Origin of the sequence: Streptomyces sp. NPDC057900, assembly GCF_042887885.1 — a bacterium.
Classification (GTDB): domain Bacteria; phylum Actinomycetota; class Actinomycetes; order Streptomycetales; family Streptomycetaceae; genus Streptomyces.
Genome location: NZ_JBHVOI010000003.1, coordinates 521,804 through 547,717, shown reverse-complemented (window position 1 = coordinate 547,717; position 25,914 = coordinate 521,804). Strand labels below are relative to the sequence as shown.

Sequence of the window (25,914 nt, the reverse complement as noted above, 5' to 3'; positions counted from 1 at the left end):
GCGAGACAGGAGCAGGGAAATGCAGCACCGAATCATCGTCCTCGGAGCCGGATACGCCGGAGCCACCGCCGCCGGACGCCTCGCCAGGCGGCTGCGCCGCGAAGACGTCTCCATCACCCTCGTCAACGCCGAGCCCGACTTCGTCGAGCGGGTCAGGATGCACCAGCTGGCGACCGGCCAGGAGCTCAAGTCCCGGCCCTTCAGCGAGATGTTCGCCGGAACCGGGGTCGAGCCGAAGCTCGCGAAGGTCACCGGCATCGACGTCGACCGCAGGACGGTGGCCGTCACGGACGCGGCCGGCGTGCGGGAGGAACTCGCCTACGACACCCTCGTGTACGCCCTCGGCAGCGGCTGGAACCCCCAAGGCGTCCCCGGCACCGCCGAGCACGCCCACGAGATCAGCGGCCGCCCCGGCGCACTCCGCCTGCGCGAACGGCTGGCCCGCCTGGAGGCCGGCCGGCCCGTGGTCGTCGTCGGCGGCGGCCTCACCGGACTGGAGGCGGCGACCGAGATCGCCGAGGCCCGCCCGGACCTCGACGTCGCCCTCGCCGCCCGGGGCGCACTGGGCGACTGGCTCTCACCCAAGGGCCGCCTGCACCTGCGCCGCGTGGTCGACAAGCTCGGCATCACGGTGCACGAGAACACCGCCGTCACCGGCGTCGGGCCCGACCACGTCACCACCGCCGACGGCACGCCCATCCCGGCCGAGGTCACCGTCTGGACCACGGGCTTCGCCGTCCACCCGATCGCGCGGGCCACCGCCCTCGAAGTCACCGGCACCGGCCGGATCGTGGTCGACGGAGCCATGCGCTCGGTCTCCCACCCGGACGTGTACGCCGTGGGCGACGCCGCACTGGCCATGGGCCCCGGCGACAAACCCCTGCGCATGTCCTGCGCCTCCGGCATCCCCACGGCCTGGCAGGCCGCCGACGGCATCGCCGCCCGCCTGACGGGCACGAAGCCCCCGCACACCCCGCTCCGCTACTTCAACCAGTGCATCTCGCTGGGCCGCAAGGAGGGCCTGATCCAGTACGTCACCGCCGACGACCGCTCGGTCCGGGCAGCCCTGACGGGACGGCTCGCCGCCCTCTACAAGGAACTGGTCTGCAAGGGCGCGGCCTGGGGCGTCGCCAACCCCACCATCGGCATGCCGTCCCGCCGCCGCCCGGTCGTACGGGCGAACATCCAGGAACCCTCGGCCGTCAACGCCGAGGCCTGACTCGGGGCGGCGCGCCCGGCGCGGTTCATTCCCGCCAGACGGCGACCAGGCGCGCGCCCAGAGCCAGTACCAGCGCGACCACGAGGAGATAGATACCAAGACGTTCCTCGGGCACTACGGATGACCACACCCGCCAGGCCGAGGGGCTGTAGTTGTCGGCGTCCTGCGAGGACAGGTACAGGCCGGAGTACGTGGGCCCCGCGCCGGTCCGGCTGCGCAGCCACAGCAGAGCTCCTATGACGGCGCAGGTGGCGGCTGTCGCGTACAAAGCCGTAGCGCTGCGCGGGGCCTGTCTCTTCACGGGCTCTTCCTCGTCTCTTTCGTTGTCCCTGCCGACGTGGCCGGTGTACGGATTCTCCCGCTCAACTCCGGTCCTGCGGGGGCAGGGTCGTACCGAGACCGCTGAACGCCGGTCAGACGCGCGGACCGAGGAACAGGCCACCGCTCGCGTCGACGGTCTGACCGGTGACCCAGCGGGCGGCGTCGGAGGCGAGGAAGGCGACCACATCGGCTACGTCGTCGGCCGTGCCCAGCCGGTCGAGCGCTGTCATCCCGGCTATCTGCTCGGGGAGGCCCGGCACATCGAAGAAGGCCCCGTTGGCCGCCGTCCTGGTGGCGCCGGGAGCGACCGCGTTCACCGTGATCCCCCGGGCACCGAGCTGACCGGCGAGGGTCCTGGTCATCGTCTCGATCGCGCCCTTCGTCATGGCGAAGGACGTCTGAGCCGGGTTGGCCATCCGGGTCGCCACCGACGAGACCGAGATGATCCGGGCGCCCTCGCGCAGCAGCGGCAGCGCCCGCTCGATGATGAAGTACGGCGCTCGCACGTTCACCGCGAACAGGCGGTCGAACTCCGCCCGGGTCGTCACGCCGAGCGGACCGGCCGGTGCGGCCGCCGCGTTGTTGACGACGACGTCGAGCGGCCGACCCGCCAAACCGGCCTCCACACCGGCGAAGAGTGTCTCGACGTCGCCGTCCACGCCCAGTTCGGCCCGTACCGTGAATCCGTTCCCACCGGCGCGTTCCACCGCGTCGAGCGTCGCCGCGGCCCCGCTCTCATCCGTGCCGAAGTGCACGATGACCGTGGCCCCTTCGGCCGCCAGCCGAACCGCGATCGCCTGCCCGATGCCGCGCGACGCGCCCGTCACCAGAGCCGTCCTGCCCGTCGGATCCCCCATGCCCTCACCCCATCCAAATGTTAGTCACTAACACAATGGTAGTGTCTAGCACATGAGTGAGCGGCAACCAACCCTGCGGGAACGACGGCGCACCGAGACGCGGCGCCTGATCCAGGCGCATGCGGTGCGGCTGTTCACCGACCGCGGCTACGACGCGGTGACGGTGGCCGACGTGGCCGAGGCCGTCGGCGTCTCGGCGATGACCGTGTACAGGCACTTCCCCACCAAGGAGGACCTCGTCCTCATCGACCAGCCGGGCCGGCTCATCGCCGAGCACGTCGCCGCGTCGCCGCCGGCACAGCCCCTGGTGCGCCGCGTCGGCGGCGCGCTCATCGACGCGGCCGCGGCCTCGACCGCCGGCGACGGGGACGAACAGGCGGCGAACGAGGCGTTCCTGCTGGACTGCCTCCGGCTCATGGTCGCGACGCCCGCACTGCGGGCCCGGCACCTGGACAGCCAGTACGCCCTGCAACAGGCCATCGTGGAAGCCCTCGGGGAGACCGCGACCGACCCCGACGCCGCGTTCCGCGCCCAGGCGGCGACCAGCGCCTGCCTGGCCGCGATGCACACCGCGCTGACCCGCTGGGTCGAGGACAACGGACGCACCGAGCTGCCCGACCTGATCGCGCGGGCACTCACCGCGTCCTTCGGCGAGGACGCCGTCCCCACCCACCGGAAGGACTGAAGCGACCCACACCCACCACCGGGACAGGCCCCACCGGGCGACAGCCCGCGCCGCCATGCGGACAACGCGAGAGGCCCCCAGGATTTCTCCTGGGGGCCTCTGGCCTGCTGTGCACTCGGCAGGATTCGAACCTGCAACCTTCTGATCCGTAGTCAGATGCTCTATCCGTTAAGCTACGAGTGCTTGGCGTCCTGGGCTTTTGTGCCCCGTCGGCGTTGCGAGAACAACATTACATGACCTGCGGCGTCACGCGAAATCCATTAGCCGTACCGCTGCTGAGCTGCGAGAACACCCGCTCGGCGGCGTTCGACGGACCCCTGATTCGACCCCGGACACGACCGAAGCCCCGGCCAGTGGCTCGGGGCTTCGGTGATCACGCGGAGGCGGAGGGATTTGAACCCTCGATGGGCTTTAAGACCCAAACCGCATTAGCAGTGCGGCGCCATAGACCGGACTAGGCGACGCCTCCAGCACACCCACGCGAGCGCGGGTGGTGCGTGCAGATGATGTCACAGCAGAGAGCCGCGTCACCAATCGGTGCCTACGGTACTAGGCAGTCGGCCGTGAGGGCAAAGCGCCTGCGGTTGCGCAACCCCGTGGCGTGCGGAGCGTTAGTCATGCGGGGGCGCCGCCCCCGCCGTTCTTCTCGGTCGCCGGCCGCTGTCGCCGACGTGCACGACCACAGGAGCCCGCATGCTGCGTCGTCTCGCCCTCACCACTGTCGTGTCCCTCGCCGTACTGTCCGCCGCCGCGCCCGGCGCCATGGCTTCGGACGGTCCGCTGCCGCGGCCGTTGCTGTCGCTGCCGGTGCTCCAGGGCGCGGACGGCCCGGCGCGGCCGACCCACCTGACCGTGGTCGTCTCGGGCTCCGGGGACCCGGCGGCGGACGGCAGCTACGAGCTGGAGTGCGAGCCGGCGGGCGGCAGCCACCCCGCGGCGCGGCAGGCCTGCGAGCGGCTGGCGCAGCTGCCCGGCGAGAGCACGGACCCGTTCGCCCCGGTGTCCCGGGACGCGATGTGCACGCAGCAGTTCGGCGGACCGGCCACCGCCCGGGTCACCGGTAGCTGGCACGGGCGAAGCATCGATGCCGCGTTCGACCGGACCAACGGGTGCGAGATCGGGCGCTGGAACAGTCTGCGTCCGGTCCTCCCGAACGTCCGCTGAGCAGCGGCCGCACCGGGCGCGGGAGCGCGCGCGGGGGCACGTAATGGGCCAGAGTCGTACACCGTGTGCACAGAACCTTGGTGAGAGCTCCCCCTCATCCGCCGCCCCTTGCCCCTCCCCTGCCTTTAGACTCCTCCAGTGACAGCCTGAGGCCCGAGGGGCAAGATGGGGCCGCTGTCGGCAAGGTGCAGTAATCAGGGAGGAAGCGTCGTCGTGAGCAGCAGGCCATCCCGAGGCGCTGCTCGCCTCGCAGCCATACTCGACGCCCTTCCGGACGGGCTTCTGCTCGTCAACTGCAACGGTACGGTCGTCAACGCCAACACCATCGCCCTCGAAATGTTCGAGACGCCGGGCACCGCGCTCGTCGGACGCGGACTGCTCGATCTGCTGCCGGAGTTCGACTCCAAGCTGATCCCGGGGTCGATGCGGAGGCCGGAGGCTGCGGACGAGCGGGGCCGTACCAAGCCCACGCGGATGACCGCGCGGCGGACCGACGGCAACGAGTACCCCGTCGAGGTGACGAGCGCCAGCCTGGAGGACGGGCAGGCCGCGTACAACGACGTCCAGACCAGTTACAACGGCACCTATACGGGTGACGAGCTGCTGATGCTCGTCGTGCGCGACCTCTCGGGCACCGTCGACACCGAGGCCGAGCTGGCCCGCTCGCAGCGGCAGACCGAGATGATCCTGCGGGCCGCGTCCGAGGGCGTCGTCGGCACCGACACGGACGGCCGGGTCGTCCTGGTCAACCCCGCCGCCGCGCAGATCCTCGGCTTCCGCGCCACCGACCTCGGCGGCCAGGAGCTGCATCCGCTGATCCTGCACTCGCGGGCCGAGGGCGAGCCGTTCCCGTACGAGGAATCGCCGCTGGCCGACACGCTCAGGTCGGGTCGCAAGCACCGGGTGCGCGGGCAGGTCCTGTGGTCCAAGAGCGGCGCGCAGGTGCCGGTCGACCTGACCACGGCGCCCGTGCGGGACGGCGACCAGCTGGTCGGCGCGGTGATGACGTTCACCGACCGCAGGCCGTACGAGGAGCTCGGCGAGCAGCACGCGGCCGAGGTCGGCGAGCTTGCCGCGCGCCATGCCGCCGCCGTCGACGAGCTGACCGCGAACCACGCCGCAGAGACCACCGGGCTGGCCGAGCAACACGCGGCCGAGCTGGCCGACCGGACCGAGCGCTACGCCTCCGCGCTGGAGGAGCAGGCCGACCGGATGCAGGAACAGGCCGGGCAGCTGGCGGAGCTGTCCGCCCGTCACACCCAGCTGACCGCCGTCCTGGGCGAGTCGCTGCGCGGACCGCTTGAGGAGCTGCGCGGCGAGCTGTCCACGCTCGCCGCCGACCCCGCGGGCCAGCTGTGGCCCGAGGCCAACCAGATCCTGCACCACCTGGCCGCCGGCTACGCGCGGATGACGACGCTCGTCGACAACGTACTGAGCTACCAGCGTCTGGACGCCGGCTCGGAGGCGCTCGTCAAGACGAACGTGCTGCTCGACGGCGTGGTGACCGCCGGTATCGACGCCGCGGTCGAGCTGATCGGCCCCGGCCGCGCCCAGTTCGCGGTGCACGCTCCGCCGATCGAGGCCGAGGTCGACGCGGGGCGGCTGGTGACCGCGCTCGCGCACCTCGTCGCGGACGTCGCCGGGGTCGACTCGACCGGCAAGGCCCGGCTGGTGCCGGGCGGCGGCTACGTCGACTCGACGGTCGTCGTCGCGGCCGCGCAGCGCGGTGACGTCGTACGGATCGAGGTGCGCGGACCGTTCGCCGGGGGTGACCCGGTGCACGAGCCGATCGTGCGCGGGATCGTGCGGGCGCACGGCGGCGTGCTCCAGACACACGAGATGCCGGGCATGAGCGGCAGCGCCTACGTCCTCGAAGTGCCGCTGGGCGCGGGCTCGGGGGCAGTGGCGCCTCCCATGGCTCCGGCGGCTCACATGGACCCGCCTCCCATGGCTCCCGGTTCTCCCGAGGGCCAGGCGCTGGAAGTTCCGCAGGGTCCTGAGGTTTCTCAGGCGCCTCCGGGTCATCCTGTTGAAGGGGCTGGGGCCGCCGGGAGCACGGGCGGCGGGGGGCGGCGCCGGGCGCGCAGGGCCTCCACCGATGCCTTCCTGGAGAGCCCTGTGGGCGACTCCGAGGGCGCGGGCGTGCCCGGAGCCGCGACCGGGGACACCGGGGCGGCCGAGCCGACCGGCCGGCGGCGGGCCCGGCGTCGGCCCGTGGCGGAAGGCGTGGACGAGTCCGCGGCGCCGTACACCGATCCGGCAGTGGGTTCGTCGGTGGACCCGTACGCCGCCGGCGCCGCGACCACTGATGCGGGTGCGGTTGCTGATACGGGTGCGGTTGCCGTGGAGCAGGGCGGGGCGAACCCGAACGGGCTGAGCCCGGCCGAGCGGGGCGGCGGTTCCGGGCGCAGGCGTGGCCGGCCCAGTCCGGCGGAGACCGGTGCCCAGGCCGCCGACGCTCAGCAGGGGCCGGGGCAGGCCCTGGCGCTGCCCGCTGCCCCTGGCGCCCCGTCCGAGGGGTCCGTGGTGACGGCTGCTGAGGGCGCTCAGGGGGGCGGGGGCCGTCCGCAGCGCGGGCAGACCGTGCCGCCGCAGGGCGTTCCGGCCGAGGCTCCGTCACCGGTACCGGCCGGCGGGCACCGGGCGCGCCGGGGCGGCGAGAACCAGGGCGGGGAGGGCCGGCTGGCTCTTCCGGCCGCCATGTCGTCGGGGAACGCCGTCGAGTCCGAGGGCTCCATGGCGTACTCCGATCTCGACGACGCCACCCGGAGGCGGGCGACACCGCAGGAGGCCCGTCCCGCGCCGCCCGCTCCGGAATCCGCACCCGTACCCGCGCGGCAGCAGCCGACCGGGCGACGGGCCCGGCGTGCGCTCTCCGCCGCACAGGACCGGGCCGCTCAGGCCGAGCCGACGGGGCCCCGGGTCCCCTTCGCACTGCCGCCCGCCGCCGCCGACCGGATGCCGACGGCCCCCGAGGCCGACGCCTCGCTGCCGGGGCAGCACGACGCCATGTCCGGTCCGGTGGACGATGACCACACCCCGCCGCAGCCCCACCCGCTCCCGACCGGCCGGCGTCGGGCCCGGCACTCGGACGCGAACGCCGACGCGGCGGCCCAGGGTGCCCCGGGCGTCCCAGCTGTCCCGGCCGCACCCGCTGCCCCCACCGCACAGCCGACGCCGTCCGCCACACCGGGCCACGAATGGGAGCAGCAGGACGGCCTACCGGCCCAGGCCCAGGCACAGGGCCAGGCCGCGGTGGCCGCTCCCGGCGCTTCCGAGGAGCGGCCCGCAGGCGACGCGGAGTGGCCCGTCACAGGTCGGACCACGCACACCACCGGCACGGCCGCGGCCACTGCCGCCGGCAGCGCCCGCGGCTCCGACGGCCCGACCGGTGGCCCCACGGGACCCGTCGGCCCCGACGGTCCCCCCGGACCGGACGAGACCCGTCCGCGGACCCTCGTACCCGGGCCGGACGCGCGGAGGCAGCCGCTGCCCGCAGAGGCGCCGATGCCCGGAGGGTCCTCGGACTCGACGCACGGGCGCGCGTTCAGCGTGCGGACGCTGGGGCAGGGCGTGCCGTTCGCCCAGCACATCGCGCACCAGCAGAACCAGACGCTCGGCGGCGCGGGGCGGCGCCGCAAGCTCGCCGCACCGCCCGAGAGCGACCCGCCCGAGAGCGCCCCGTCCGAGCAGGCCGACCGGACCACCCCGCAGGCGCCCGCCACCGCACCGCAGCAGGCGAACCCGCAGCCCGGCGCGGGCGGCCCCGGCCCCGGCGGTACGGGTGGTCCCGGCAGCACGGTGCAGGGTCCGGGCTCGGGCACGCTGCTGCCCGCCCAGGCGGCCGAAGGACGCGCGTACGCCATAGGCGCACCCGACGAGGGGGCCGCCGAAGGGCCGGAACCGCTGGACGGCCCGGGTGGCGCGGTCGAGGTCGCCAACCGCCCCTCCCCGCAGCCCGTGGACGACGAGCTGCCACCTGAGCCGCTGGACAACCCGCGCCGGCTGCTCGTCTGGCCGGCGCCCGACGTCTCCACCCAGCAGGCGTTGAGCGACCGCGGCTACCGGCCGGTGATCGTGCACTCGCGCGAGGAGGTCGACGCGCAGATCGCGGCGTTCCCCGCCGCGCTCTTCGTGGACCCGCTGACCGGCCCCATCACCCGTAAGGCACTCCAGTCGCTGCGCCAGGCCGCAGTGGCGGCCGAGGTGCCGGTCCTGGTGACGGCCGGTCTCGGGCAGGCCTCGCGGGAAGCCGCCTACGGCGCCGACCCGGCCGTGCTCCTGAAGGCGCTCGCCCCGCGCGACAGCGAGCAGCATCCGCCCCGGGTCCTCCTGATCGAGGAGCACGAGGACATCGCGGACGCGCTGACGCAGACGCTGGAGCGCCGGGGCATGCAGGTCGCCTGCGCCGCCACGGACAGCGAGGCGGTCTCGCTCGCGACCCGGATGCGGCCGAACCTGGTGGTGATGGACCTGATGCAGGTACGCCGCCGCCGGGCCGGGATCGTCGACTGGCTGCGCGCCAACGGCCAGCTGAACCGCACCCCGCTGGTCGTCTACACCTCGGCCGACATGAGCCAGTCCGACCTGCCGAAGCTGAGCTCGGGCGAGACCGTGCTCTTCCTCGCCGAGCGTTCGACGAGCGAAGAGGTGCAGGCCCGCATCGTCGACCTGCTCGCGAAGATCGGCACGAACTGACCACCGTACGGACATGAGCGAGGGCGGTACGGGAGTGATCCCGTACCGCCCTCCTCGTCACCACGCCCGAGCCGCGAGGCCGCGCGGCCCAGGCATGGCTCAGAGCTGCGTGATGTCCAGCTCGCCTTCCGCGTACTGCTTGCGGATCACCTTCTTGTCGAACTTCCCGACGCTCGTCTTCGGTACGGACGGGATCACCGACCAGCGCTCGGGCAGCTGCCACTTGGCGATCCCCTGCTCCGTGAGGAACGCCTTCAGTGCCTGGTAGTCGGCGCTCGCGCCCTCCTTGAGGACGACGGTCGCGAGCGGGCGCTCGCCCCACTTGTCGTCCGGGATGGCCACGACCGCCGCCTCCGCCACATCCGGGTGCGCCATCAGGGCGTTCTCCAGCTCGATGCTGGAGATCCATTCGCCGCCTGACTTGATGACGTCCTTGGTGCGGTCGGTGAGCGTGAGGAAGCCTTCGTCGCTGATCACGCCGACGTCGCCGGTCTTCAGCCAGCCGTCCTCGCTGAACTTGTCCTCGGGCCGCAGCGCCTCGCCGTCCGCACCGCCGTAGTACGCACCGGCGATCCAGGCGCCCCGTACCTCCAGCTCACCGGCCGACTCGCCGTCCCACGGCAGGTGCTCGCCGCCGGGCCCGACCAGCCGGGCCTCGACACCGGCCGGGAACCGGCCCTGCGTGATGCGGTACGGCCACTCCTGCTCCTCGGTCAGCCCGCCGGGCGGGTTGGCCATGGTGCCGAGCGGCGAGGTCTCCGTCATGCCCCAGGCGTGGCAGAGCCGGACGCCGAGCTTGTCGTACGCCTCCATGAGGGAGGGCGGGCAGGCGGCGCCGCCGATGGTGACGCGCGCCATGGAGGTGAGGTCGCGGGGGTTGGCGGTGACCTCGGCCAGCAGGCCCTGCCAGATGGTGGGGACGGCGGCGGCGTGGGTCGGCCTCTCGCGCTCGATCATGTCGGCGAGCGGGGCGGGCTGCAGGAAGCGGTCCGGCATCAGCATGTTGACGCCGGACATGAACGTCGCGTGCGGCAGGCCCCAGGCGTTCACATGGAACTGGGGGACGACCACCAGGGTGGTGTCCCGGTCGGTGAGGCCCATCGACTCGGACATGTTGACCTGCATGGAGTGCAGGTAGACCGAACGGTGGGAGTAGACGACGCCCTTCGGGTCCCCGGTGGTGCCGGAGGTGTAGCACATGGCGGCGGCCTGGCGTTCGTCCAGCTCGGGCCAGTCGTAGCTGGTCGGCCGGCCGGCGATCAGCTCCTCGTACTCGTGCACCCGGGGCGTGGCACCGTCCAGCACGGACCGGTCGCCCGGCCCCGTCACGACCACGTGCTCCAGCGACGTCAGCCGGGGAAGCAGCGGCGCGAGGAGAGGCAGCACGGAGCCGTTGACGATGAGGACCTTGTCGTCGGCGTGCTGGACGATCCAGACCAGCTGTTCGGCGGGGAGCCGCAGGTTGAGGGTGTGGAGCACGGCGCCCATGGACGGGATGGCGAGGTACGCCTCCACGTGTTCCGCGTTGTTCCACATGAGGGTGGCGACACGCTGGTCGCCGTCGATACCGAGCTCGTCACGCAGGGCATGGGCGAGCTGGGTGGCCCGCCGGCCGATCTCGGCGAAATTGCGCCGCTGCGGCTCGGGCTCTCCGGTCCAGGTCGTTACCTGTGACTTCCCGTGGATCGTCATCCCGTGGTGCAGGATGCGGGTGACAGTCAGCGGTACGTCCTGCATGGTGCTGAGCACTGCGTCCTCCCGGTGGGCGCTACGCGGCAGTAAGGTTCCGCTGATTCTGCGCACATACCGAGCGGTATGTCACTACTCCAGGACGTACGGATCGGTCTGGTGCGACAAAATCACACCATCCGTATGCAATGCCCGCGCTCTCGTCGGTGTCTCTTTCTCGGCGCGTTCTTCTCGGCGCGTTGTTCTCGGCGCGTTCTTCTCGGGCCGTCCCGGCCCTTCACCTGACCGGTGTCAGCTCCGGGTCCTGGCGCAGCTTGCCGAGCGCCCGCGACACGGCGCTCTTCACCGTGCCGATCGAGACTCCCAGCACCTCGGCCGTCTGCGCCTCGCTGAGGTCCTCGTAGTAGCGCAGGACGACCATCGCCCGCTGGCGGTCGGGGAGTTTCAGCACCGCCCGCCACATGGCGTCGTGCAGGGACTGCTGCTCCGCGGGGTCGGGCCCCGGAACCGCCTCCTGCTCGGGCACCTCGTCGCACGCGAACTCATCGACCTTGCGCTTGCGCCACTGCGAGGTCCTGGTGTTCAGCAGGGCCCGGCGGACATAGCCGTCGAGGGCCCGGTGGTCCTCGATCCGCTCCCAGGCGACATACGTCTTGGTGAGGGCCGTCTGCAGCAGGTCCTCGGCGTCGCTGGGGTTCGCGGTGAGCGAGCGGGCCGCGCGCAACAGCACAGGACCGCGGGCCTTCACGAACGACGTGAACGACGCGTACGGGACGTACGGAGCGCCCGCACCGTACGGCGTGCGCGCGGCAGCCGGCGTGCGCGGCACCGCCGTGTACGGAGCGACGGACCCGTGCGACGCACGCGGGGCCGCCGCTGCGAGCGGCGCCACCAGCGGCGGCACCTGCGGCGAGACGAGCGGCGATACAAGCGGCTTCACGTGCGGCGACAGCTGCGTCGATACGTTCGTCGACGCGTTCGGCGATGCGTTCGTCGGCGCGTTCGTCGATGCGTGCGGCGGGTGTCCGGCGAGCGGCGCATGCGGGTGGTGCGGCGTGCGTCCGGCGTTGGCAGCGGCTCCCCTGGAGGTGTCCGTGCAGACTGGCGTGGTCATGCCTCCACGCTAGGAGCGGGCGCCGCCCCGGGGATCGCCCCCAGGTCCCGAAACCGGGTCCGCCTCAGGGTGTAGGGCCCGTCCTCCCTCCACCTCCTGTAGGTGGAGGGGCCGCACGGCGGGACTCAGGGTCGCCCCGGAGACCGCGCTGCCCCGACCCCCGCGGGCCGGGCCGACCGCGTCCCCGGACCGCGGCAGGCCCGGCCCGGCCACGCCGCTCACTCCCCCCGGCCCAGGATCAGGCCCGAGGTGGGCACCCCCGTTCCGGCCGTGACCAGGGACCGGGCCGCGCCGGATATCTGGTTCACCGAGCTGCCACGGATCTGCCGGACCGCCTCCGCGATGCCGTTCATACCGTGCAGGTACGCCTCCCCCAGCTGGCCGCCATGGGTGTTCAGGGGCACAGCATCCGCAGCCACGAAATCGGCGGCCTCGCCCGGTCCGCAGAAACCGAACTCCTCCAGCTGCATCAGTACGAACGGGGTGAAGTGGTCGTACAGGATCGCCACGTCGATGTCAGCGGGGGAGAGGCCCGAGTTCCGCCAGAGCTGGCGTGCGACGACATCCATCTCCGGCAGCCCGGTCAGCCCGTCACGGTAGAAGCTGGTCATCTGCTCCTGTGCCCGCCCGGCCCCCTGGGCGGCGGCGACGATCACCGCGGGCGGCTGCCGCAGGTCCCTGGCCCGCTCTGCGCTGGTGACGACGATCGCCTGCCCGCCGTCGGTCTCCTGGCAGCAGTCGAGCAGTCGCAGCGGCTCGACGATCCACCGGGACTCGGCGTGCTCGGCCAGGGTGATCGGCTTCTCGTAGAAATACGCCGCCGGGTTGCGCGCGGCATGGCGCCGGTCGGTGACCGCGACATGGCCGAAGGCCTCCGGCGTGAGCCCGTACGCATGCAGATACCGCTGAGCCGCCATGGCCACCCAGGAGGCGGGGGTGAGCAGCCCGAAGGGCAGGTTCCAGCCGAGTGCCGCGCCTTCGGCGGTGGGCTCCCGCTGCTGCACCCCGGAGCCGAAGCGCCGCCCGGACCGCTCGTTGAACGCCCGGTAGCAGACGACCACGTCGGCCACCCCGCAGGCGACGGCGAGCGCCGCCTGCTGGACCGTGGCGCAGGCCGCCCCGCCGCCGTAGTGGATACGGGAGAAGAACGACAGCTCTCCGATACCGGCCGCCTGGGCGACGGTGATCTCGGGGCTGGTGTCCATGGTGAAGGTGACCAACCCGTCGACGTCGGCAGGGCTCAGCCCCGCGTCGTCGAGCGCCGCCCGCACCGCCTCGACGGCCAGCTTCAGCTCGCTGCGGCCCGAGTCCTTGGAGAACTCGGTCGCCCCGATCCCGGCCACGGCCGCCCGTCCGCCGAGTGAGTCGGCCCTGCGCACACTCATGTCGGTTCCCCCGGAACGCTGATGGTCACCGTGCCGGTGACATGCCTGCCGAGCCCGTTCGCACCGACTATCGACACCTCGGCCGTCCCGTCGCTGCCGAGAGCGGTCACCTTGCCGCTGAGCACCATCGTGTCCCCGGGATAGTTCGGAGCACCCAGCCTGATGGCGACTTTTCTGAGCACTGCCGAGGGCCCGAAGTGGTCGGTGACATACCGCCCGACCAGGCCGTTGGTCGTCAGGATGTTCATGAAGATGTCCGGAGACCCCTTCTCCCGGGCCAGCTCCGCGTCATGGTGCACGTCCTGGTAGTCGCGGGAGGCGACGGCACCCGCCACGATCAGCGTGCGGGTCACCGCGATCTCCAGCGGTGCCAGCTCTTCTCCGACGTTCATTGCGATCCCTCCTCCACGAGCAGTTCGCCGAGTTCTTGAAGCACTTCGCTGCCGCAGCCGAGATAGGCGTCGAGCTGGCGCCCCCAGAGGAAGTGCCGGTGCACGGGGTGGTCGAGATCGGCGCCCGTGCCTCCGTGCAGGTGCTGCACCGCGTGCACGACCCGTTTTCCCGCCTCCGACGCCCACCACGCGGCCGTCAGCGCCTGCGCCGCGCAGGGCAGCGACCGGTCGTGCAGCCAGGCGGCCTCGTACGCCGTGACGCGTATCGCCTCGGTGTCCATATGGGCGTCGGCGGCTCGCAGCAGCACGCCCTGGTTGGTCGAGAGCGGTCGCCCGAACTGCTCACGTGTACCCGTGTATTCGACAGCGCGCGCCACCGCGCCTGCGCACACCCCCGCCTGCAGTCCCGCGAACGCCGTCCGGGCCGTCGCCAGGATCTCCTCGTATGCCCCTGCCCCCGCTGCTGCCCCGCCGAGCCGTTCGCCGGGCGCCCCGTCGAGCACGAGCCGTCCCGCCGACCATGGGGCCGTGGTCTCCACGTGCTCGGTCAGCACACCGGCGTCCGAAGTCCTGACGATCCACAACGACCGGTCCGCGGCAGCGACCAGGACGTGGGTGGCCTCCCTCAGCCACGGCACCAGCGGCACCGTGCCGCTCAATCCCCCCTCGGATCCGGCCCGTACGGCGCCGGCCGCCGGAAAGGCCCCCGTCGCCACCGCAGCGCCGTCCCGGAACCGTGGCAGCAGCCGCTCGCGCTGTTCCTCCGTACCGTGCCCGGCGACGGCGAGGAGCCCGTACACGCAAGTCGACGCGAAGGGCACCTGCGCTGTCGTGCGGCCCTGCTCCTCCAGGAGGAGAACCAGCCCGAGGAGTCCGATCTCCTCGACCGCCCCCGGTAGCCCGGCCGCGCAGAGCTCCTTCCACAGCTCGGTGTCCGTACCGGTACCGGCCACGACCAGACGCTCGTGCGTCGACAGATCGCCGAAGATCCGAGCGGCGAGCCCCTGTGCGGCGGCCTGCTCCTCAGTGGGTGCGAAATCCATCTCAGCCCTCACTCCCCCGGAAGACCGGCAGTTCCAACTCCGGGTCCGTACGGAGGAATTCGAGGCGGACCGGCATGCCCACCCGCACCTTGTCGTACGGCACCCCGATCACGTTGCTGACCATCCGCACCCCCTCGGCGAGCTCCACCAGCGCCACCGCGTACGGCCCGGCCTCCCCGGAGTTGCTGAAGGCGGGGAACGGCGGGTGATGCATCACCACGTACGAGAAGACGGTGCCCTCGCCCGATGCCTCGACCGTCTCCCACTCGGAAGACCCGCAGGCGTTGCAGCCGGGCAGCCAGGGGAAGCGCAGCGTGCCGCATGCCTCGCAGCGCTGGATCAGCAGCCGGTGCGCGGAGATGCCCTGCCAGAACCCGGCGTTGTCCCGGTTGATCACCGGCCTCGGCCGCAGGCTCCGGCCGGCCCGCCGCTCGCCGGACCGCGCCGTCCCCTTGTCCGTTGACTTGTCCTTTGACTTGTCCGTTGCCGCCCCGCCGTCCGCCCTCGCGTTCGCCTTCGCCTTCGCCGCAGGGCGGTACTTCAGGATCCGGAAGCGGTGCGTCCCCGCCGGCTCGTCCTGTGCCCGGATGTCCATACGCGTGGTGATGAAGTAGCCCGTCCCCAGCTTCGTCGTCTTCCGCTCCGACACCGCCTCGATCACCGCGTCGAAGGTGATCCGGTCTCCGGGCCGCAGTGGCCGCAGATACTCCTGCTCGCAGTCGGTCGCGACCACCGAGACGTACCCCGCCGCGTCGAGCAGGCCGAAGAGCTCGTCGTAGGCCTCGCCCCTGTCCGCGTGCCCCGACAGCCCGCCCATCGTCCACGCCTGCAGCATGACTGGAGGGGCGATGGCATCGGGGCCGGTGTACGCGGGGTTCGTATCCCCCATGGCCTCGCACCAGTGCCTGATCATGGGCTCGTTGACCGGATCCTTGCCGCTGCCGGCGACGGCGGCCGCCCGCCCCTCGTACGCCCTGAGCCGCTCGTACAGTTCGTCCCCCACGTGCGGCACATCCCGCACGTCCTGCCCGCCCCGCCCGTCTCGCCCCTCCATCACCGCTTCCCCCTCTTCATGCCGAGCCGCATCGTCGCGACGATCTCCCGCTGCACCTCGCTCACCCCGCCCCCGAAGGTGTTGATCTGTGCCGCCCTGTTCATCCGTTCCAGCTCCCCGTCCCCGAAGGAGCCGGGCGAACCGCCCCGGATCGTTCCGGCGTGCCCCGTGATTTCCTGGCACATTCGATACACCTCCACGGCGCTTTCGGTTCCCACGAATTTCACGCCGCTCGCGTCGCCGGGGGCCAGCGCGCCCGCCCCGACATCCCCCACCAAACGCCAGTTGAGCAGGCGTGTTGCCGCCAGCCGGGCATAGGCCTCGGCCAGCCTGGACCGGATCCACGGCTCGTCAACCGGACGCCGACCAGTCACCGGATCAGGCGTACGGGCGAAGCTGAGCGCCGCATCGTAGAAGTCCTCGGCCTGCATCCCGATCGCGGCCAGCGCGACCCGTTCATGGTTCAGCTGGTTGGTGATCAGCCCCCAGCCGCCGTTCTCCTCGCCGACCAGCCCGGTGGCGGGTACCTGGACGCCGTCGTAGTACGTGGCGGTCGTGGTCAGCCCGCCGACGGTCTCGATGGGCGTCCAGGAGAAGCCGGGCGCGTCCGTCGGCACCAGGATGATCGAGATGCCCCGGTGCTTGGGCGCCTCCGGATCCGTACGGCAGGCGAGCCAGATCCATTCCGCGTTCTGCGCGTTGCTGGTGAAGATCTTCTGACCGTCGATGACCCACGAGTCACCCTGCCGTACCGCCCTGGTCCGCAGCGCCGCCAGGTCGGTACCGGCCTCCGGTTCGCTGTAGCCGATGGCGAAGACGATCTCCCCGGCCAGGATCCGCGGCAGAAAGAACTCCTTCTGCGCCGCGGTTCCGTACTTCATCAGGGTGGGCCCCACTGTGTTGAGGGTGACCATCGAGACCGGCGCGCCCGCCCGGTAGGCCTCGTCGAAGAACACGAACTGCTCGTCCGCACCGCGGCCCTGGCCGCCGTACTCGACGGGCCAGCCGAGCCCCAGCATTCCGTCCCCGCCGATACGGCGCAGCAGCCGCCGCTGCTCGGCCGGGCCCACGTCCGCGGGGCCGGTCCGTTCGCCCGACGCCGGCATCACATCGCGGAAGTACGTGCGCAGTTCGGCGCGCAGCTGTAGCTGGCGGTCCGTAGGGGCCAGATGCACGGCGGCTGCCTCCAGGGAAGGGCCTGCGGATCAGGATTTCTGACTGTCCGTCAGATTCCGCTCACCTGTCAAGGCACTCGACAGCCGACTGCCACGCCCCGCCCTGTCCCGCCCCGTTCCGTCCAACTCCGTTCCGTCCAGTCCCGTCCCGTTCCGACGGAATGACAAACGGCCCGCGCGCCGCCACCGAAGTGACGCCACGCGGGCCGTCGTTCCCCCCGACCGCGACCCGGCCCCCCGCCCGGCACGCGGCAGGTACCGGATCACCAGAGATTGGTGAAGTTCACCGCGAGGGTGTGACTGGACTGGTCGATGGCGGTGAACGCGGAACCGTTCACCTGGGCGGAGTTGCTGTGGTTCGACGCCCCGTCGCCGATGGCCTGCTGCTGCGAGGTGGACGAATTGCCGAGGTTGGCCCCGCCCACGCCGCTGCCGCTGATAGCTGCCACGCCCGCGTTCGATCCGTCGTTCGCGAACGAGCCGTTGTCGGCCTGGGCCACACCACCGAGGAGCGCGGCGGCGAGGGGCAGAGCGGCAACAACAGCGAGGGCACGAGCGGTACGGATGCTTGCCATGTCTATTCCTCCAGGAACCGAAAGTGAGGCCTGCTCCGGGCCAGTTGGCCGACCGCCCGGGTGATGGTCACGACGTCGCGAGATCAAGGTTGCCCACCGCCATCCCGGCGAACCGCCCACACTTTTCGATTCCCTCTCAAGCGTGAGGAAGGGCGGATAAACCCCCGGACGAACCAAACTCCCAGGTCAGCCCCGCACGCACCGACACCCCTTGCCCCGCAGGAGAAGAAGCGTTCCGCCACTGCGCCTCGCACCCCACCCGTCGACCCTTCCCCCTCTTCCTTTATTCGAACGTTCGTACGAACATGGATCCATGGCCATCCACACCCGCCGAACCTTCACCCTGGCCCTGGCCCACGCACTGTCCGCGGCCGAACACGGGCTCCCCGTCATCCCGTTGTCCGCCACCAAGCTCCCCGCCCTGCGCTCCCCGCACCACGACGAGCGGCCGAGCCGCTGCCGGGGCACCTGCGGCCTGCCCGGACACGGCGTCCACGACGCGACCACGGACCCCGCCGCCGTACGCGCTCTCTTCGCCGCCGCCCCCTGGGCCAGCGGCTACGGCATCGCGTGCGGGCGCGCCCCGCACCACCTCATCGGCATCGATCTCGACATCGACACCACCGGCCGCAACGACTCCGAGGCAGCCCTGCGACAGCTGGCGCTTCAGCACCTGTTCACCATCCCGCCGACCGTCACGGTGCTCACTCCCAGCGGCGGCCGGCACATCTGGCTGTCCGGACCGCCGGAAGTGGCCGTACCGAACTCCGCGGGGCGCCTCGCCCCCGGCATCGACATCCGCGGCACGGGCGGCTACCTGGTCGGCCCCGGCTCGTCCACCACCCACGGCACCTATCGGCTCGTGCCGGGCACCGGCAGCCTCCCGCCGGCCCCCTGCCCCGACGCACTCCTCCAGCTGCTGACGCCCCCGGCCCCCGCCCATCGCCGGTCCAGCCACCCCGACGACCGCGGCCGGGGACTGATCCGGTTCGTCCTCGCGGCAGCCGAGGGCCAGCGCAACACCCGGCTCTTCTGGGCCGCCTGCCGCGCCTACGAGCACGGCTTCGGCGACCGCCTGGCGAGCGCTCTCACCGAGGCCGCCGTCCGCACCGGCCTGCCCGAACACGAGGCCCGCGCGACCGTCGCATCGGCGTCCCGCCTCACCACGACCCGCTGCGAACCACCGAGTTGAATCCGGGCATTCCCGGTACCCACCCCCGCCGTGCCCCTAGCCGTGCCCCCGCCGGGGCACGACGGGGCTGGCAATATACGTCGACGAAGAGGCATTCGATCGAGGCCTCCTGTCAACGGGGGACATGACATGACGGCGCACACCGTGGATGCCCAGCAGGACCGGTCGGTCAGTCCTCCCGCGCAGACAGGAAGACGCGGCATCGGCCGGCAGATCCTGCTCCTCGCGGTGACGGCGCTCGTGGCCGGCGCGGCGGGAGTGGGGGGCGCCCTGTTCCAGCAACGGCTCTCCGCTCCGGACACCTCGGCCGTCGACGCACAGGCCGCCGAGCTCGCCGAGGACCTGCGCCACGACCTGAACGTGGGCTTCCTGTCGCCGGGCAACACGTATGGAGGACAGTTCACCGAGGGCACGCTCGTCTCCCACGCCGAAACACACGGCGGAGTGCTGCTCAGCGCAGGCACGGTGCAGGAGAAGTCCGGCGGCAACGTCCACACAGCACAGGTGATGCTGGGCCTGCTGCCGCCCGGCACGAAGACCGTGAACGCGAACGCGTATCCCGTCCGCTGCTACCGCTACTCCTTCGCCTTCGGCGCCCACAGCGTGCGGCAGTCCACGATGGACTGCCCCACCGCACGCACCGACAACAAACCCGGCAGCCTCGTGGCACAGATGGGCGCACTGCTCGCGCGGCAGCCCGCCGGGACGAACATGTACCGGCAGACACCGACCGCGGGACATCCGCATACCCCGGCAGGCGCCCTGGACCTGCTGAAGGACAAGCGGCTGGTCTCCGCCGGCGACACCGTGCACGTGGTCGCCGGCAAGTCCGCCGGCAGCGGCGTCTACGCCCTCGCGCTGCGCATCAACGACGGCTGCCACTACCTGCGCATGGACGCCGCGTCCTCCGCGCCCCGCCTGATACCCCTGTGGCTCGCGCCCGCCGACGAGCAGGAGACCTGCGACGCGGACCACGCGGTGGCCGCCGCGCCCCTGTACGGCATCGACCCGGCCAAGGCGGGGTGACGAGGTCTTGGTCGGGTCGCTGACGGGCCGACTCCCGCCAGCCTCAGATAGCGGTGCCCGGCCGAGACCGGGCATGGCGACGGCCCCCGACCATGCCTACTGGTCAGGGGCCGTTCGCCTGGCGGTGGGTGTGGGATTTGAACCCACGGTGACATCGCTGCCACGACGGTTTTCAAGACCGTTCCCTTAGGCCGCTCGGGCAACCCACCTCGCACCGGCGGGCAACGGCCCGCTTCGACGCGAGGACAGCCTAGCCGGTCAGCTGTCGCCCTTGCGCTCGCCCAGGGTGACTTCGGCGGTCGACGTCTTGCCGTCGCGCTTGTACGTCAGCGTGACCTTGTCGCCCGGCTTGTGGGTCCAGATCTCACCGATCAGGGTCGGGCCGCTGTCGACCACGGTGTCGTTGAACTTCGTGATGACGTCACCCGGCTTGAGGCCGGCCTGGGCGGCGGGGCCGCCCTTCGTCACCGCTTCCGTGCCGCTCGCGCCCTGGTCCGAGATGACCGCGCCGCCGGTCTTCTCGTCCATGGTCACCGTGGCGCCGATGACCGGGTAGACCGGCTGGCCGGTTTTGATCAGTTGCTCGGCGACGTTCTTCGCCTGGTTGATCGGGATCGCGAAGCCGAGGCCGATGGAGCCCGCCTGGCTCTGGCCGGTGCTGCTGCCGGTCGACTGGATCGCCGAGTTGATCCCGATGACCGCGCCACCGGCGCTCAGCAGCGGGCCGCCGGAGTTGCCCGGGTTGATCGAGGCGTCGGTCTGCAGGGCGCTCATGTACGAGTTGCTGCCGCCGGAGCCGTCACCGGAGGCGACCGGGCGGTTCTTCGCGCTGATGATGCCCGTGGTGACCGTGTTGGACAGGCCGAACGGGGCACCGATCGCGATCGTGGAATCGCCCACCGCCACCTGTTCCGAGTTGCCGAGCGGCAGCGGAGTGAGCCCCTTCGGCGGGTCCTTCAGCTTCAGGACCGCGACGTCGTAGCCCTCGGCCCGGCCGACCACCTCTGCGCCGTACTTCTTGCCGTTCGAGAACGTCGCCGTGAGCTGGCCGTTGTCCGCCGCGGAGGCCACCACGTGGTTGTTCGTGAGGATGTGGCCTTCCTTGTCGTACACGAATCCCGTGCCCGTGCCGCCCTCGCCGTCGCCGCCCTGCGCGTCGATGGTGACCACGCTCGGCAGCGCCTTGGCAGCCACGCCCGCGACCGTGCCCGGGTCGCGCTTGAGGTCCTGCGGGTTGGCCGACGCCGCGACGGTGGTCGAACCGGAGGAGCCGGAGCTGTCGTTGCTGTCGGCGGCCCAGTAGCCGAGGGCGCCGCCGACGCCGCCCGCCACGAGCGCTGCCACGACCGCTGCGGCCACCAGACCGCCCGCACCCCGCTTGCGGGGCGCGTCGGGCGTCTGCAGCTGGCCGGGCGGGCCCCACACCGGGCCACCGCCGTGCGCGCCGTGGCCGCCGTGGGCGTACGCGGGGACGGCGGGCGGAGGCGGGGGCCAGCCGGCATCCGCCGCCGACTGCGTCACGGGCGGTACGGGAGGAGGCGTGTGGGGCTGTGGTGTCGGGGGGACCTGGGCCATGGGCGTGGTCGCCGGGTCGTGCGCCGGCGGGACCTGCGGCTGCGCGGCGGTCACATCCGGCTGCGGAGGGGCCGGGGGCGTGCTTCCAGGAGGCCCCTGGGGAGCATCGGCCGGCACTGGAGGTGCGGACGGAACGGACGGGGCGGCCTCGGCCGCGTTGCCCTCGTTGCCCTCGTTCTCTGTGCTCACAGCTCTATACTCCTCGGTTCCACATCATCGTTCGGCAAGAGATCCGCTGTGTACGTGTCTGGAGTCAGCTTTTCCCACAGCACGTCAGACCACTGTAAGCAGGACCTGTGCATCCGCGCACGGGCCTTTACACCGGACAAAACGACCTCGCTTCGCAAGGTTCGCGCACCCGGGCCCCCGGTGACACCATGACGCGGTGACCCAAGCACGGCAGCAGCACACCACGCAGCATCCCATCCAGGTCATCGCACACCGAGGCGCGTCCGACGACGCCCCCGAGCACACCCTGGCCGCGTACCGGAAGGCGATCGAGGACGGTGCCGACGCCCTGGAGTGCGACGTACGGCTCACCGCCGACGGCCATCTCGTATGCGTGCACGACCGCCGGGTGAACCGTACGTCCAACGGACGCGGCGCGGTCTCCGCCCTGGAGCTCTCCGAGCTCGCCGCGCTCGACTTCGGCTCGTGGAAGGACCGGGACGAGTCGGAGTCCCCCGACTGGGACCCGGTGCCGGGCGAGCTCACCTCCGTACTCACCCTGGAACGGCTGCTCGAACTGCTCGTCGAGACAAGAGCCGCCGGGCGTCCGCTCCAGCTCGCCATCGAAACCAAACACCCGACCCGCTGGGCGGGCCAGGTCGAGGAGCGGCTGCTGCACCTGCTGAAGCGCTTCGAGCTCGACGCGCCGCCGGCCGAGGGCCCCTCGCCGGTCCGCATCATGAGCTTTTCCGCCCGCTCCCTGCACCGCATCCAGGACGCCTCACCGGATATGCCCACCGTCTACCTGATGCAGTTCGTCTCGCCCCGGCTGCGGGACGGACGGCTGCCGGCCGGCGCCCGGATCGCCGGTCCCGGGATGCGGATCGTGCGCAGCCACCCGGGCTACATCGACCGCCTGCACCGCGCGGGACACCGGGCCCACGTCTGGACGGTCAACGAACCGGAGGACGTCGACCTGTGCGTCCGGCTCGGGGTGGAGGCGATCATCACGAACCGTCCGAAGCAGGTCCTCGCCCAGTTGGGCCGCTCTTCATATCAGTGACGGGGAGTACACCGGCGCATTCGGGGTGTACTCGATCGTTGCGAGTGCGTCACTGTCAGACCACTGGCCGGTTTCCGGCCCAGCCCAGGGGGGCATCCACATCGTGGCGTGGGGCAAAGGAGGTCTCGGGGGTGGCGTTGGTGGTGGCACAGGAAGTGCCCACGTCGTCGAGCATGGCCGTACCCCATGGCCCTGCGGGCGTGGGTCAGGCACGGCGCCGGATGCGTGAGCAGTTGCGCAGTCGCGGGGTGTCGGATTCGGTCGTCGACGATGCTGTATTGATCCTTTCCGAACTGCTCAGCAACGCCTGCCGTCACGGCAGGCCGCTGGGCCGGCACAGCGACGTGGGGGAGGGCGACGTGCGCGCCGCCTGGCACGTCGACCGAACAGGCGGACTGACGGTCGAGGTGACGGACGGAGGCGGTCCGACCCGACCGGTTCCGGCCACTCCATCGGTCACCGCTCGTGGTGGCCGTGGGCTCAACATCATCAGCGCCCTCGCCGAGAAATGGGGCGTACGCGACGACTCGTCCGGCGAGGTCACGGTCTGGGTGCTGGTCGGCGAAGGGCCGCAGCGCCCCGACGGCCGACCGGACGGGCGGGGTAACGAACGGAGCAACGGACGGGCCACAGGCGCGACCGGGCCGGCGGACGCGTTCGGAGCACCCGTTCCCGTCGTACCGGGACTCGACGGGCCGGGACTCGACGGGCCGGCTCACGGCAGGCCGGGACTCGGTAAGCCGGGACTCGACGGACTGGGGCTCGACGGACTGGGGCTCGCCGACGCCTTCGACGACGCGGGCTGACGCCGACCAAGTCCCGGGCCATGTCTCAGCCCACTTCTCAGCCCATGTCTCCGCCCATGTCTCAGTGACCGGTCCGTGGGTGGAAAGACGGACGGGCCGGCGGTGAAGCAAGCGCCGCGCCGACCGGGAGAACCCCGGCGGGAAGATGCCGTCAGCAGGCCCCCTCTCCGTCCCCCTTCCCGTCCCCGTGCCCGCCTGCGGCCGGGCAGCTGCGCACCGGGCACCGCCAGGGCGGCTAGGCTCGCGGCCCAGACCGCACTGTCGCAACCGTCGCAACCGGGAGAAAGCCCACCATGGCCAAGAAGCGCCCTCAGACCAAGGCCGGGAAGCAGCAGCTCAAGGACGGCGAGATCCCGGTGGTCGGGGCTCGCGAGCCCTGCCCGTGCGGTTCTGGCCGCCGTTACAAGGCCTGCCACGGCCGCGCCGCCGCCCAGGCCGTGACCGAGCTCGTCCAGCGCCCCTTCGAGGGACTGGCCGGCGAATGCGACTGGGTCGCGCTGCGCGAGCTGGTTCCCGCCGCCACGGTCGAGCTGACGCTGAAGGGCGGGCTGCCCGAGGGCGTTCCGTCCGTGACGCTCGCGACCGTGCTCCCGATGGCCTGGCCCGCGCTGCGTCGTGACGACGGCTCGGTCCTGCTCGCCCTGCAGAACGACACCTCTTCCGGTGACCTCAGCCGGGACCTCGCCGACACCCTCCAGCGCGCGTTGGAGACCGAGCCCGGCTCTCCCGTCGCCGCCCGGCGCGTTCCGGCCGACGGTCCCAGGCTGCAGGATGTCCTGGACCCGGATGCGCCGTTCGCGCCCGTCGTGCACTCCGGCTTCGAGTTCTGGGTGCCGGACTCGGAGAACGCCACGGCCGAGGTGTCCGCTTCCCTGGAGCGTGCGAACGAAGCCGCGATCCCGACCGTCCTGCTCACCGGGGTGGATGCCGCGTACTGGTGCGAGACGCCGGACAAGAACCACCTGCGCTGGGTCATGCCGCACCCCGAGGAGCAGCTCCTCGACGCCCTCGCCCGGCTGCACGCGGCGGGTGCCTCGTCGCTCGGCGAGGGGACCCGGCTGGTCGGCTCCTTCCGCGCGCACGGCCTGATGGTCCCGGTCTGGGATCTGCCGAGCGCGATGGGGGCCGAGGAGTGCGAGAAGCCCGCGGCGGTGTTCGCGGAGCGGCTGGCCACGGCCCTCGCTTCGGACGCGCCCCTCACCCCCGAGGAGCGCCGGGCGCGCGGCGGGCTCACCAACCGCCAGGTGACGCTCAGCTGACAGTGACCACTACCCGGACCGTACGGTGACTCGCGTCACAACTCCCCGTACTGACAGGTAAATCGCTGTCCGAATACGCGAGATCGAATTTGCGAACGGCAGATCTCTTGTTACCGTTCTAGAAGCCCGGTCGCTGGTGCATCCCCCGTCGCCAGCGATCGGGCATCCTCATTTCCGGGTACGGCGCCCAACGGCGTACCGCACGGCGCACGCACCGCGTACGCGCCGCACGCAGACCTGATGCAGGTCCCCGGACGAGCCCCCTCCCTCCGCCGCCCCACCCCGGATTCCCCGGCATCACCCTGCATGCCTGGCGTCTCACAGCGCTTCCGACCGGCACCCGGAGGAACCCCGGGACACCCGGAGGGCACCGGGACGATCCCCTAAAGAAGAACTCGAACATTCCTCGAACGCGATTCGGATGAGGCATCAGAAAACCGACTGCCGAACGCCTTTGTAGCTCCCCGCTTTGCGCGCGGCCGGCACGAGCCATGGCAGGCGGCCGACGGAACCGGGAGATCCGGCAGCACACCGTTGCGGATGTCAGGCATTTCCTGGTGGATGCGCCCCGCGCCTTCCCGGCGTGCGGAAATTCCTGACGGTGCGCCGGAATTCCGCGCACCGCCTCTGCCACCCCTGAAGCCCCCGAAGCCCCTGGAACCCCTGAAGCCCCCGCCGCCGACCTCTCCCCCGTCAGTAGGCGAGCCGGCTTCCACCGTCCGGAGCGCTGTTGCTCGCCTCGACCAGCGCGTCCAAAACCGCCCCCACATCCGGCAACCAGGGCGAGGCCGCCGCCGCGACGGGCGCTCCGCCCTTCAGCCGCAGCCCGGCGACCCGGGCCGGCGCCCGCACCCAGCGCACCTGCCCCGCACCGGTACCGGACGGCGGAAGGACGAGGTAGCCCCCCTCGCCGTGGAACCGCAGCGAGCTGGGCACCCAGTCCTGCGCGTGCAGCAGTTCACCGAGCCGTTCGAGGGTGTACGGAGCGACCAGCAGCGACCACCGGGTCGGCGTCGCCACCACGGGGCCCAGCCGCACCCCCATCCGGTCGAGTTCGGCCAGCGCTCCGGCGCCGACCGCCGCCGGCAGGCTCAGCGCGCACGGAGCCCGCCCGCCGGTGGCCAGCACCACCGGCGCGGTGGGCCGGTTCGTCCACCACCAGCGCACCATCCGCGGTTCCGTGGTCGCCGCGAGCAGTCCGGGATCGAGGGGGTGTGCGCCGGGCACGGCGCACTCGGGGTCGGGGCAGGCGCAGCCGCGCTCGCCGCGGCTGTCGGCCGCCCGCAACCCCGCTCCGGGGAGTACGGGCCACTGCCACTCGGTAGCACAGGTCAGGGCCGCGTCGAGCTGAGCGGGCCTGTCCCGGAACCGGAGCCTGCGTCGCCTTCCGAGGATCTCGCGCATGAGCGCTCGTTCCTTTCCGTTGAACGCCGAGGGTCCACATCACACCACGC

The 25,914-nt window shown here is 71.8% G+C and carries 21 protein-coding genes and 3 tRNA genes; 9 read left to right on the top strand and 15 right to left on the bottom strand.

What is annotated here, in order from left to right:
• The first annotated feature begins 19 nt into the window (after positions 1–19).
• Positions 20–1,219: an NAD(P)/FAD-dependent oxidoreductase gene (locus ACFVQ0_RS16785; RefSeq protein WP_390088621.1), complete on the top strand. Its 1,200-nt coding sequence runs from the start codon at positions 20–22 to the stop codon at positions 1,217–1,219.
• A 25-nt stretch (positions 1,220–1,244) separates the two neighbouring features.
• Here the strand turns inward: ACFVQ0_RS16785 and ACFVQ0_RS16780 are convergent, their stop codons facing one another.
• Both ACFVQ0_RS16780 and ACFVQ0_RS16775 read right to left on the bottom strand, forming a co-directional pair.
• Positions 1,245–1,520 (bottom strand): hypothetical protein, encoded by a 276-nt coding sequence (locus ACFVQ0_RS16780; RefSeq protein WP_390088619.1) that lies wholly within the window; start codon positions 1,518–1,520, stop codon positions 1,245–1,247.
• 112 nt (positions 1,521–1,632) lie between these two features.
• Complete coding sequence (locus ACFVQ0_RS16775; RefSeq protein WP_390088617.1) at positions 1,633–2,397, bottom strand: SDR family NAD(P)-dependent oxidoreductase; 765 nt, start codon at positions 2,395–2,397, stop codon at positions 1,633–1,635.
• A gap of 52 nt (positions 2,398–2,449) precedes the next feature.
• Between ACFVQ0_RS16775 and ACFVQ0_RS16770 the strand changes: the two genes are divergently transcribed.
• Positions 2,450–3,082 (top strand): helix-turn-helix domain-containing protein, encoded by a 633-nt coding sequence (locus ACFVQ0_RS16770; RefSeq protein ID WP_390088615.1) that lies wholly within the window; start codon positions 2,450–2,452, stop codon positions 3,080–3,082.
• A 110-nt stretch (positions 3,083–3,192) separates the two neighbouring features.
• Here ACFVQ0_RS16770 and ACFVQ0_RS16765 read toward each other — a convergent pair.
• Both ACFVQ0_RS16765 and ACFVQ0_RS16760 read right to left on the bottom strand, forming a co-directional pair.
• Positions 3,193–3,265: transfer RNA gene (locus ACFVQ0_RS16765), tRNA-Arg, on the bottom strand.
• A gap of 195 nt (positions 3,266–3,460) precedes the next feature.
• A tRNA-Ser gene (locus ACFVQ0_RS16760) sits at positions 3,461–3,551 on the bottom strand.
• A 224-nt stretch (positions 3,552–3,775) separates the two neighbouring features.
• Between ACFVQ0_RS16760 and ACFVQ0_RS16755 the strand changes: the two genes are divergently transcribed.
• Both ACFVQ0_RS16755 and ACFVQ0_RS16750 read left to right on the top strand, forming a co-directional pair.
• Positions 3,776–4,246 carry an SSI family serine proteinase inhibitor gene (locus ACFVQ0_RS16755; RefSeq protein WP_390088613.1) on the top strand — a complete coding sequence of 157 codons (471 nt, stop codon included), beginning with the start codon at positions 3,776–3,778 and terminating at the stop codon, positions 4,244–4,246.
• A 213-nt stretch (positions 4,247–4,459) separates the two neighbouring features.
• The gene (locus ACFVQ0_RS16750; RefSeq protein ID WP_390088611.1) at positions 4,460–8,944 is read left to right on the top strand and encodes a PAS domain-containing protein; all 4,485 of its coding nucleotides are present in this window, start codon (positions 4,460–4,462) and stop codon (positions 8,942–8,944) included.
• A 99-nt stretch (positions 8,945–9,043) separates the two neighbouring features.
• On the opposite strand, the gene ACFVQ0_RS16745 is transcribed toward ACFVQ0_RS16750, so the two are convergent.
• The 8 genes from ACFVQ0_RS16745 to ACFVQ0_RS16710 all read right to left on the bottom strand — a co-directional run bounded on the left by ACFVQ0_RS16745 (position 9,044) and on the right by ACFVQ0_RS16710 (position 17,371).
• Positions 9,044–10,693, bottom strand: a complete 1,650-nt coding sequence (locus ACFVQ0_RS16745; RefSeq protein ID WP_390088609.1) for a long-chain fatty acid--CoA ligase — start codon at positions 10,691–10,693, stop codon at positions 9,044–9,046.
• A gap of 217 nt (positions 10,694–10,910) precedes the next feature.
• Complete coding sequence (locus ACFVQ0_RS16740; protein WP_390088884.1) at positions 10,911–11,462, bottom strand: SigE family RNA polymerase sigma factor; 552 nt, start codon at positions 11,460–11,462, stop codon at positions 10,911–10,913.
• A 503-nt stretch (positions 11,463–11,965) separates the two neighbouring features.
• Positions 11,966–13,132, bottom strand: coding sequence for a lipid-transfer protein (locus tag ACFVQ0_RS16735; protein ID WP_390088607.1), 1,167 nt, complete (start codon positions 13,130–13,132; stop codon positions 11,966–11,968).
• On the bottom strand, positions 13,129–13,524 hold the full coding sequence (locus ACFVQ0_RS16730) for a MaoC family dehydratase (protein WP_390088605.1): 396 nt from the start codon (positions 13,522–13,524) through the stop codon (positions 13,129–13,131). Before ACFVQ0_RS16730 ends, ACFVQ0_RS16735 begins: the two co-directional genes overlap by 4 nt.
• Positions 13,521–14,567 carry an acyl-CoA dehydrogenase family protein gene (locus ACFVQ0_RS16725; protein WP_390088603.1) on the bottom strand — a complete coding sequence of 349 codons (1,047 nt, stop codon included), beginning with the start codon at positions 14,565–14,567 and terminating at the stop codon, positions 13,521–13,523. Before ACFVQ0_RS16725 ends, ACFVQ0_RS16730 begins: the two co-directional genes overlap by 4 nt.
• 1 nt (position 14,568) lies before the next feature.
• Positions 14,569–15,621, bottom strand: a complete 1,053-nt coding sequence (locus tag ACFVQ0_RS16720) for a bifunctional MaoC family dehydratase N-terminal/OB-fold nucleic acid binding domain-containing protein (RefSeq protein ID WP_390088602.1) — start codon at positions 15,619–15,621, stop codon at positions 14,569–14,571.
• A complete protein-coding gene (locus ACFVQ0_RS16715) occupies positions 15,621–16,796 on the bottom strand; it encodes an acyl-CoA dehydrogenase family protein (protein ID WP_390088600.1) in 1,176 nt (391 codons plus the stop codon). The genes ACFVQ0_RS16720 and ACFVQ0_RS16715 overlap by 1 nt, the downstream gene beginning before the upstream one ends.
• 263 nt (positions 16,797–17,059) lie before the next feature.
• Positions 17,060–17,371 carry a hypothetical protein gene (locus ACFVQ0_RS16710; protein ID WP_390088598.1) on the bottom strand — a complete coding sequence of 104 codons (312 nt, stop codon included), beginning with the start codon at positions 17,369–17,371 and terminating at the stop codon, positions 17,060–17,062.
• A 313-nt stretch (positions 17,372–17,684) separates the two neighbouring features.
• Between ACFVQ0_RS16710 and ACFVQ0_RS16705 the strand changes: the two genes are divergently transcribed.
• Both ACFVQ0_RS16705 and ACFVQ0_RS16700 read left to right on the top strand, forming a co-directional pair.
• Positions 17,685–18,563: a bifunctional DNA primase/polymerase gene (locus tag ACFVQ0_RS16705; protein ID WP_390088596.1), complete on the top strand. Its 879-nt coding sequence runs from the start codon at positions 17,685–17,687 to the stop codon at positions 18,561–18,563.
• Between the two features lie 129 nt (positions 18,564–18,692).
• Positions 18,693–19,589 (top strand): hypothetical protein, encoded by an 897-nt coding sequence (locus ACFVQ0_RS16700; RefSeq protein ID WP_390088594.1) that lies wholly within the window; start codon positions 18,693–18,695, stop codon positions 19,587–19,589.
• Between the two features lie 119 nt (positions 19,590–19,708).
• On the opposite strand, the gene ACFVQ0_RS16695 is transcribed toward ACFVQ0_RS16700, so the two are convergent.
• Both ACFVQ0_RS16695 and ACFVQ0_RS16690 read right to left on the bottom strand, forming a co-directional pair.
• Positions 19,709–19,798 (bottom strand) — tRNA-Ser (locus ACFVQ0_RS16695).
• A gap of 49 nt (positions 19,799–19,847) precedes the next feature.
• Positions 19,848–21,353: a S1C family serine protease gene (locus tag ACFVQ0_RS16690; RefSeq protein ID WP_390088592.1), complete on the bottom strand. Its 1,506-nt coding sequence runs from the start codon at positions 21,351–21,353 to the stop codon at positions 19,848–19,850.
• A gap of 196 nt (positions 21,354–21,549) precedes the next feature.
• Between ACFVQ0_RS16690 and ACFVQ0_RS16685 the strand changes: the two genes are divergently transcribed.
• The 3 genes from ACFVQ0_RS16685 (at position 21,550) to ACFVQ0_RS16675 (ending at position 24,460) form a co-directional block, all read left to right on the top strand.
• Complete coding sequence (locus ACFVQ0_RS16685) at positions 21,550–22,395, top strand: glycerophosphodiester phosphodiesterase (protein ID WP_390088590.1); 846 nt, start codon at positions 21,550–21,552, stop codon at positions 22,393–22,395.
• Positions 22,396–22,439: 44 nt separating this feature from the next.
• Positions 22,440–23,201 carry an ATP-binding protein gene (locus ACFVQ0_RS16680; RefSeq protein ID WP_390088882.1) on the top strand — a complete coding sequence of 254 codons (762 nt, stop codon included), beginning with the start codon at positions 22,440–22,442 and terminating at the stop codon, positions 23,199–23,201.
• A gap of 293 nt (positions 23,202–23,494) precedes the next feature.
• Complete coding sequence (locus tag ACFVQ0_RS16675) at positions 23,495–24,460, top strand: DUF5926 family protein (RefSeq protein WP_390088588.1); 966 nt, start codon at positions 23,495–23,497, stop codon at positions 24,458–24,460.
• A 693-nt stretch (positions 24,461–25,153) separates the two neighbouring features.
• Here the strand turns inward: ACFVQ0_RS16675 and ACFVQ0_RS16670 are convergent.
• A complete protein-coding gene (locus ACFVQ0_RS16670; RefSeq protein ID WP_390088586.1) occupies positions 25,154–25,864 on the bottom strand; it encodes a bifunctional DNA primase/polymerase in 711 nt (236 codons plus the stop codon).
• Positions 25,865–25,914 lie beyond the last annotated feature (50 nt).

Excerpts from the sequence above, each read along its gene's own strand:
- ACFVQ0_RS16785 (WP_390088621.1), top strand. The coding sequence starts at position 20 with ATGCAGCACCGAATCATCGTCCTCGGAGCCGGATACGCCGGAGCCACC.
- ACFVQ0_RS16700 (WP_390088594.1), top strand. The coding sequence starts at position 18,693 with ATGACGGCGCACACCGTGGATGCCCAGCAGGACCGGTCGGTCAGTCCT.
- ACFVQ0_RS16725 (WP_390088603.1), bottom strand. The coding sequence starts at position 14,567 with ATGGATTTCGCACCCACTGAGGAGCAGGCCGCCGCACAGGGGCTCGCC.
- ACFVQ0_RS16710 (WP_390088598.1), bottom strand. The coding sequence starts at position 17,371 with ATGGCAAGCATCCGTACCGCTCGTGCCCTCGCTGTTGTTGCCGCTCTG.
- ACFVQ0_RS16735 (WP_390088607.1), bottom strand. The coding sequence starts at position 13,132 with ATGAGTGTGCGCAGGGCCGACTCACTCGGCGGACGGGCGGCCGTGGCC.
- ACFVQ0_RS16670 (WP_390088586.1), bottom strand. The coding sequence starts at position 25,864 with ATGCGCGAGATCCTCGGAAGGCGACGCAGGCTCCGGTTCCGGGACAGG.
- ACFVQ0_RS16770 (WP_390088615.1), top strand. The coding sequence starts at position 2,450 with ATGAGTGAGCGGCAACCAACCCTGCGGGAACGACGGCGCACCGAGACG.
- ACFVQ0_RS16705 (WP_390088596.1), top strand. The coding sequence starts at position 17,685 with ATGGCCATCCACACCCGCCGAACCTTCACCCTGGCCCTGGCCCACGCA.
- ACFVQ0_RS16675 (WP_390088588.1), top strand. The coding sequence starts at position 23,495 with ATGGCCAAGAAGCGCCCTCAGACCAAGGCCGGGAAGCAGCAGCTCAAG.
- ACFVQ0_RS16730 (WP_390088605.1), bottom strand. The coding sequence starts at position 13,524 with ATGAACGTCGGAGAAGAGCTGGCACCGCTGGAGATCGCGGTGACCCGC.
- ACFVQ0_RS16775 (WP_390088617.1), bottom strand. The coding sequence starts at position 2,397 with ATGGGGGATCCGACGGGCAGGACGGCTCTGGTGACGGGCGCGTCGCGC.
- ACFVQ0_RS16755 (WP_390088613.1), top strand. The coding sequence starts at position 3,776 with ATGCTGCGTCGTCTCGCCCTCACCACTGTCGTGTCCCTCGCCGTACTG.
- ACFVQ0_RS16720 (WP_390088602.1), bottom strand. The coding sequence starts at position 15,621 with ATGGAGGGGCGAGACGGGCGGGGCGGGCAGGACGTGCGGGATGTGCCG.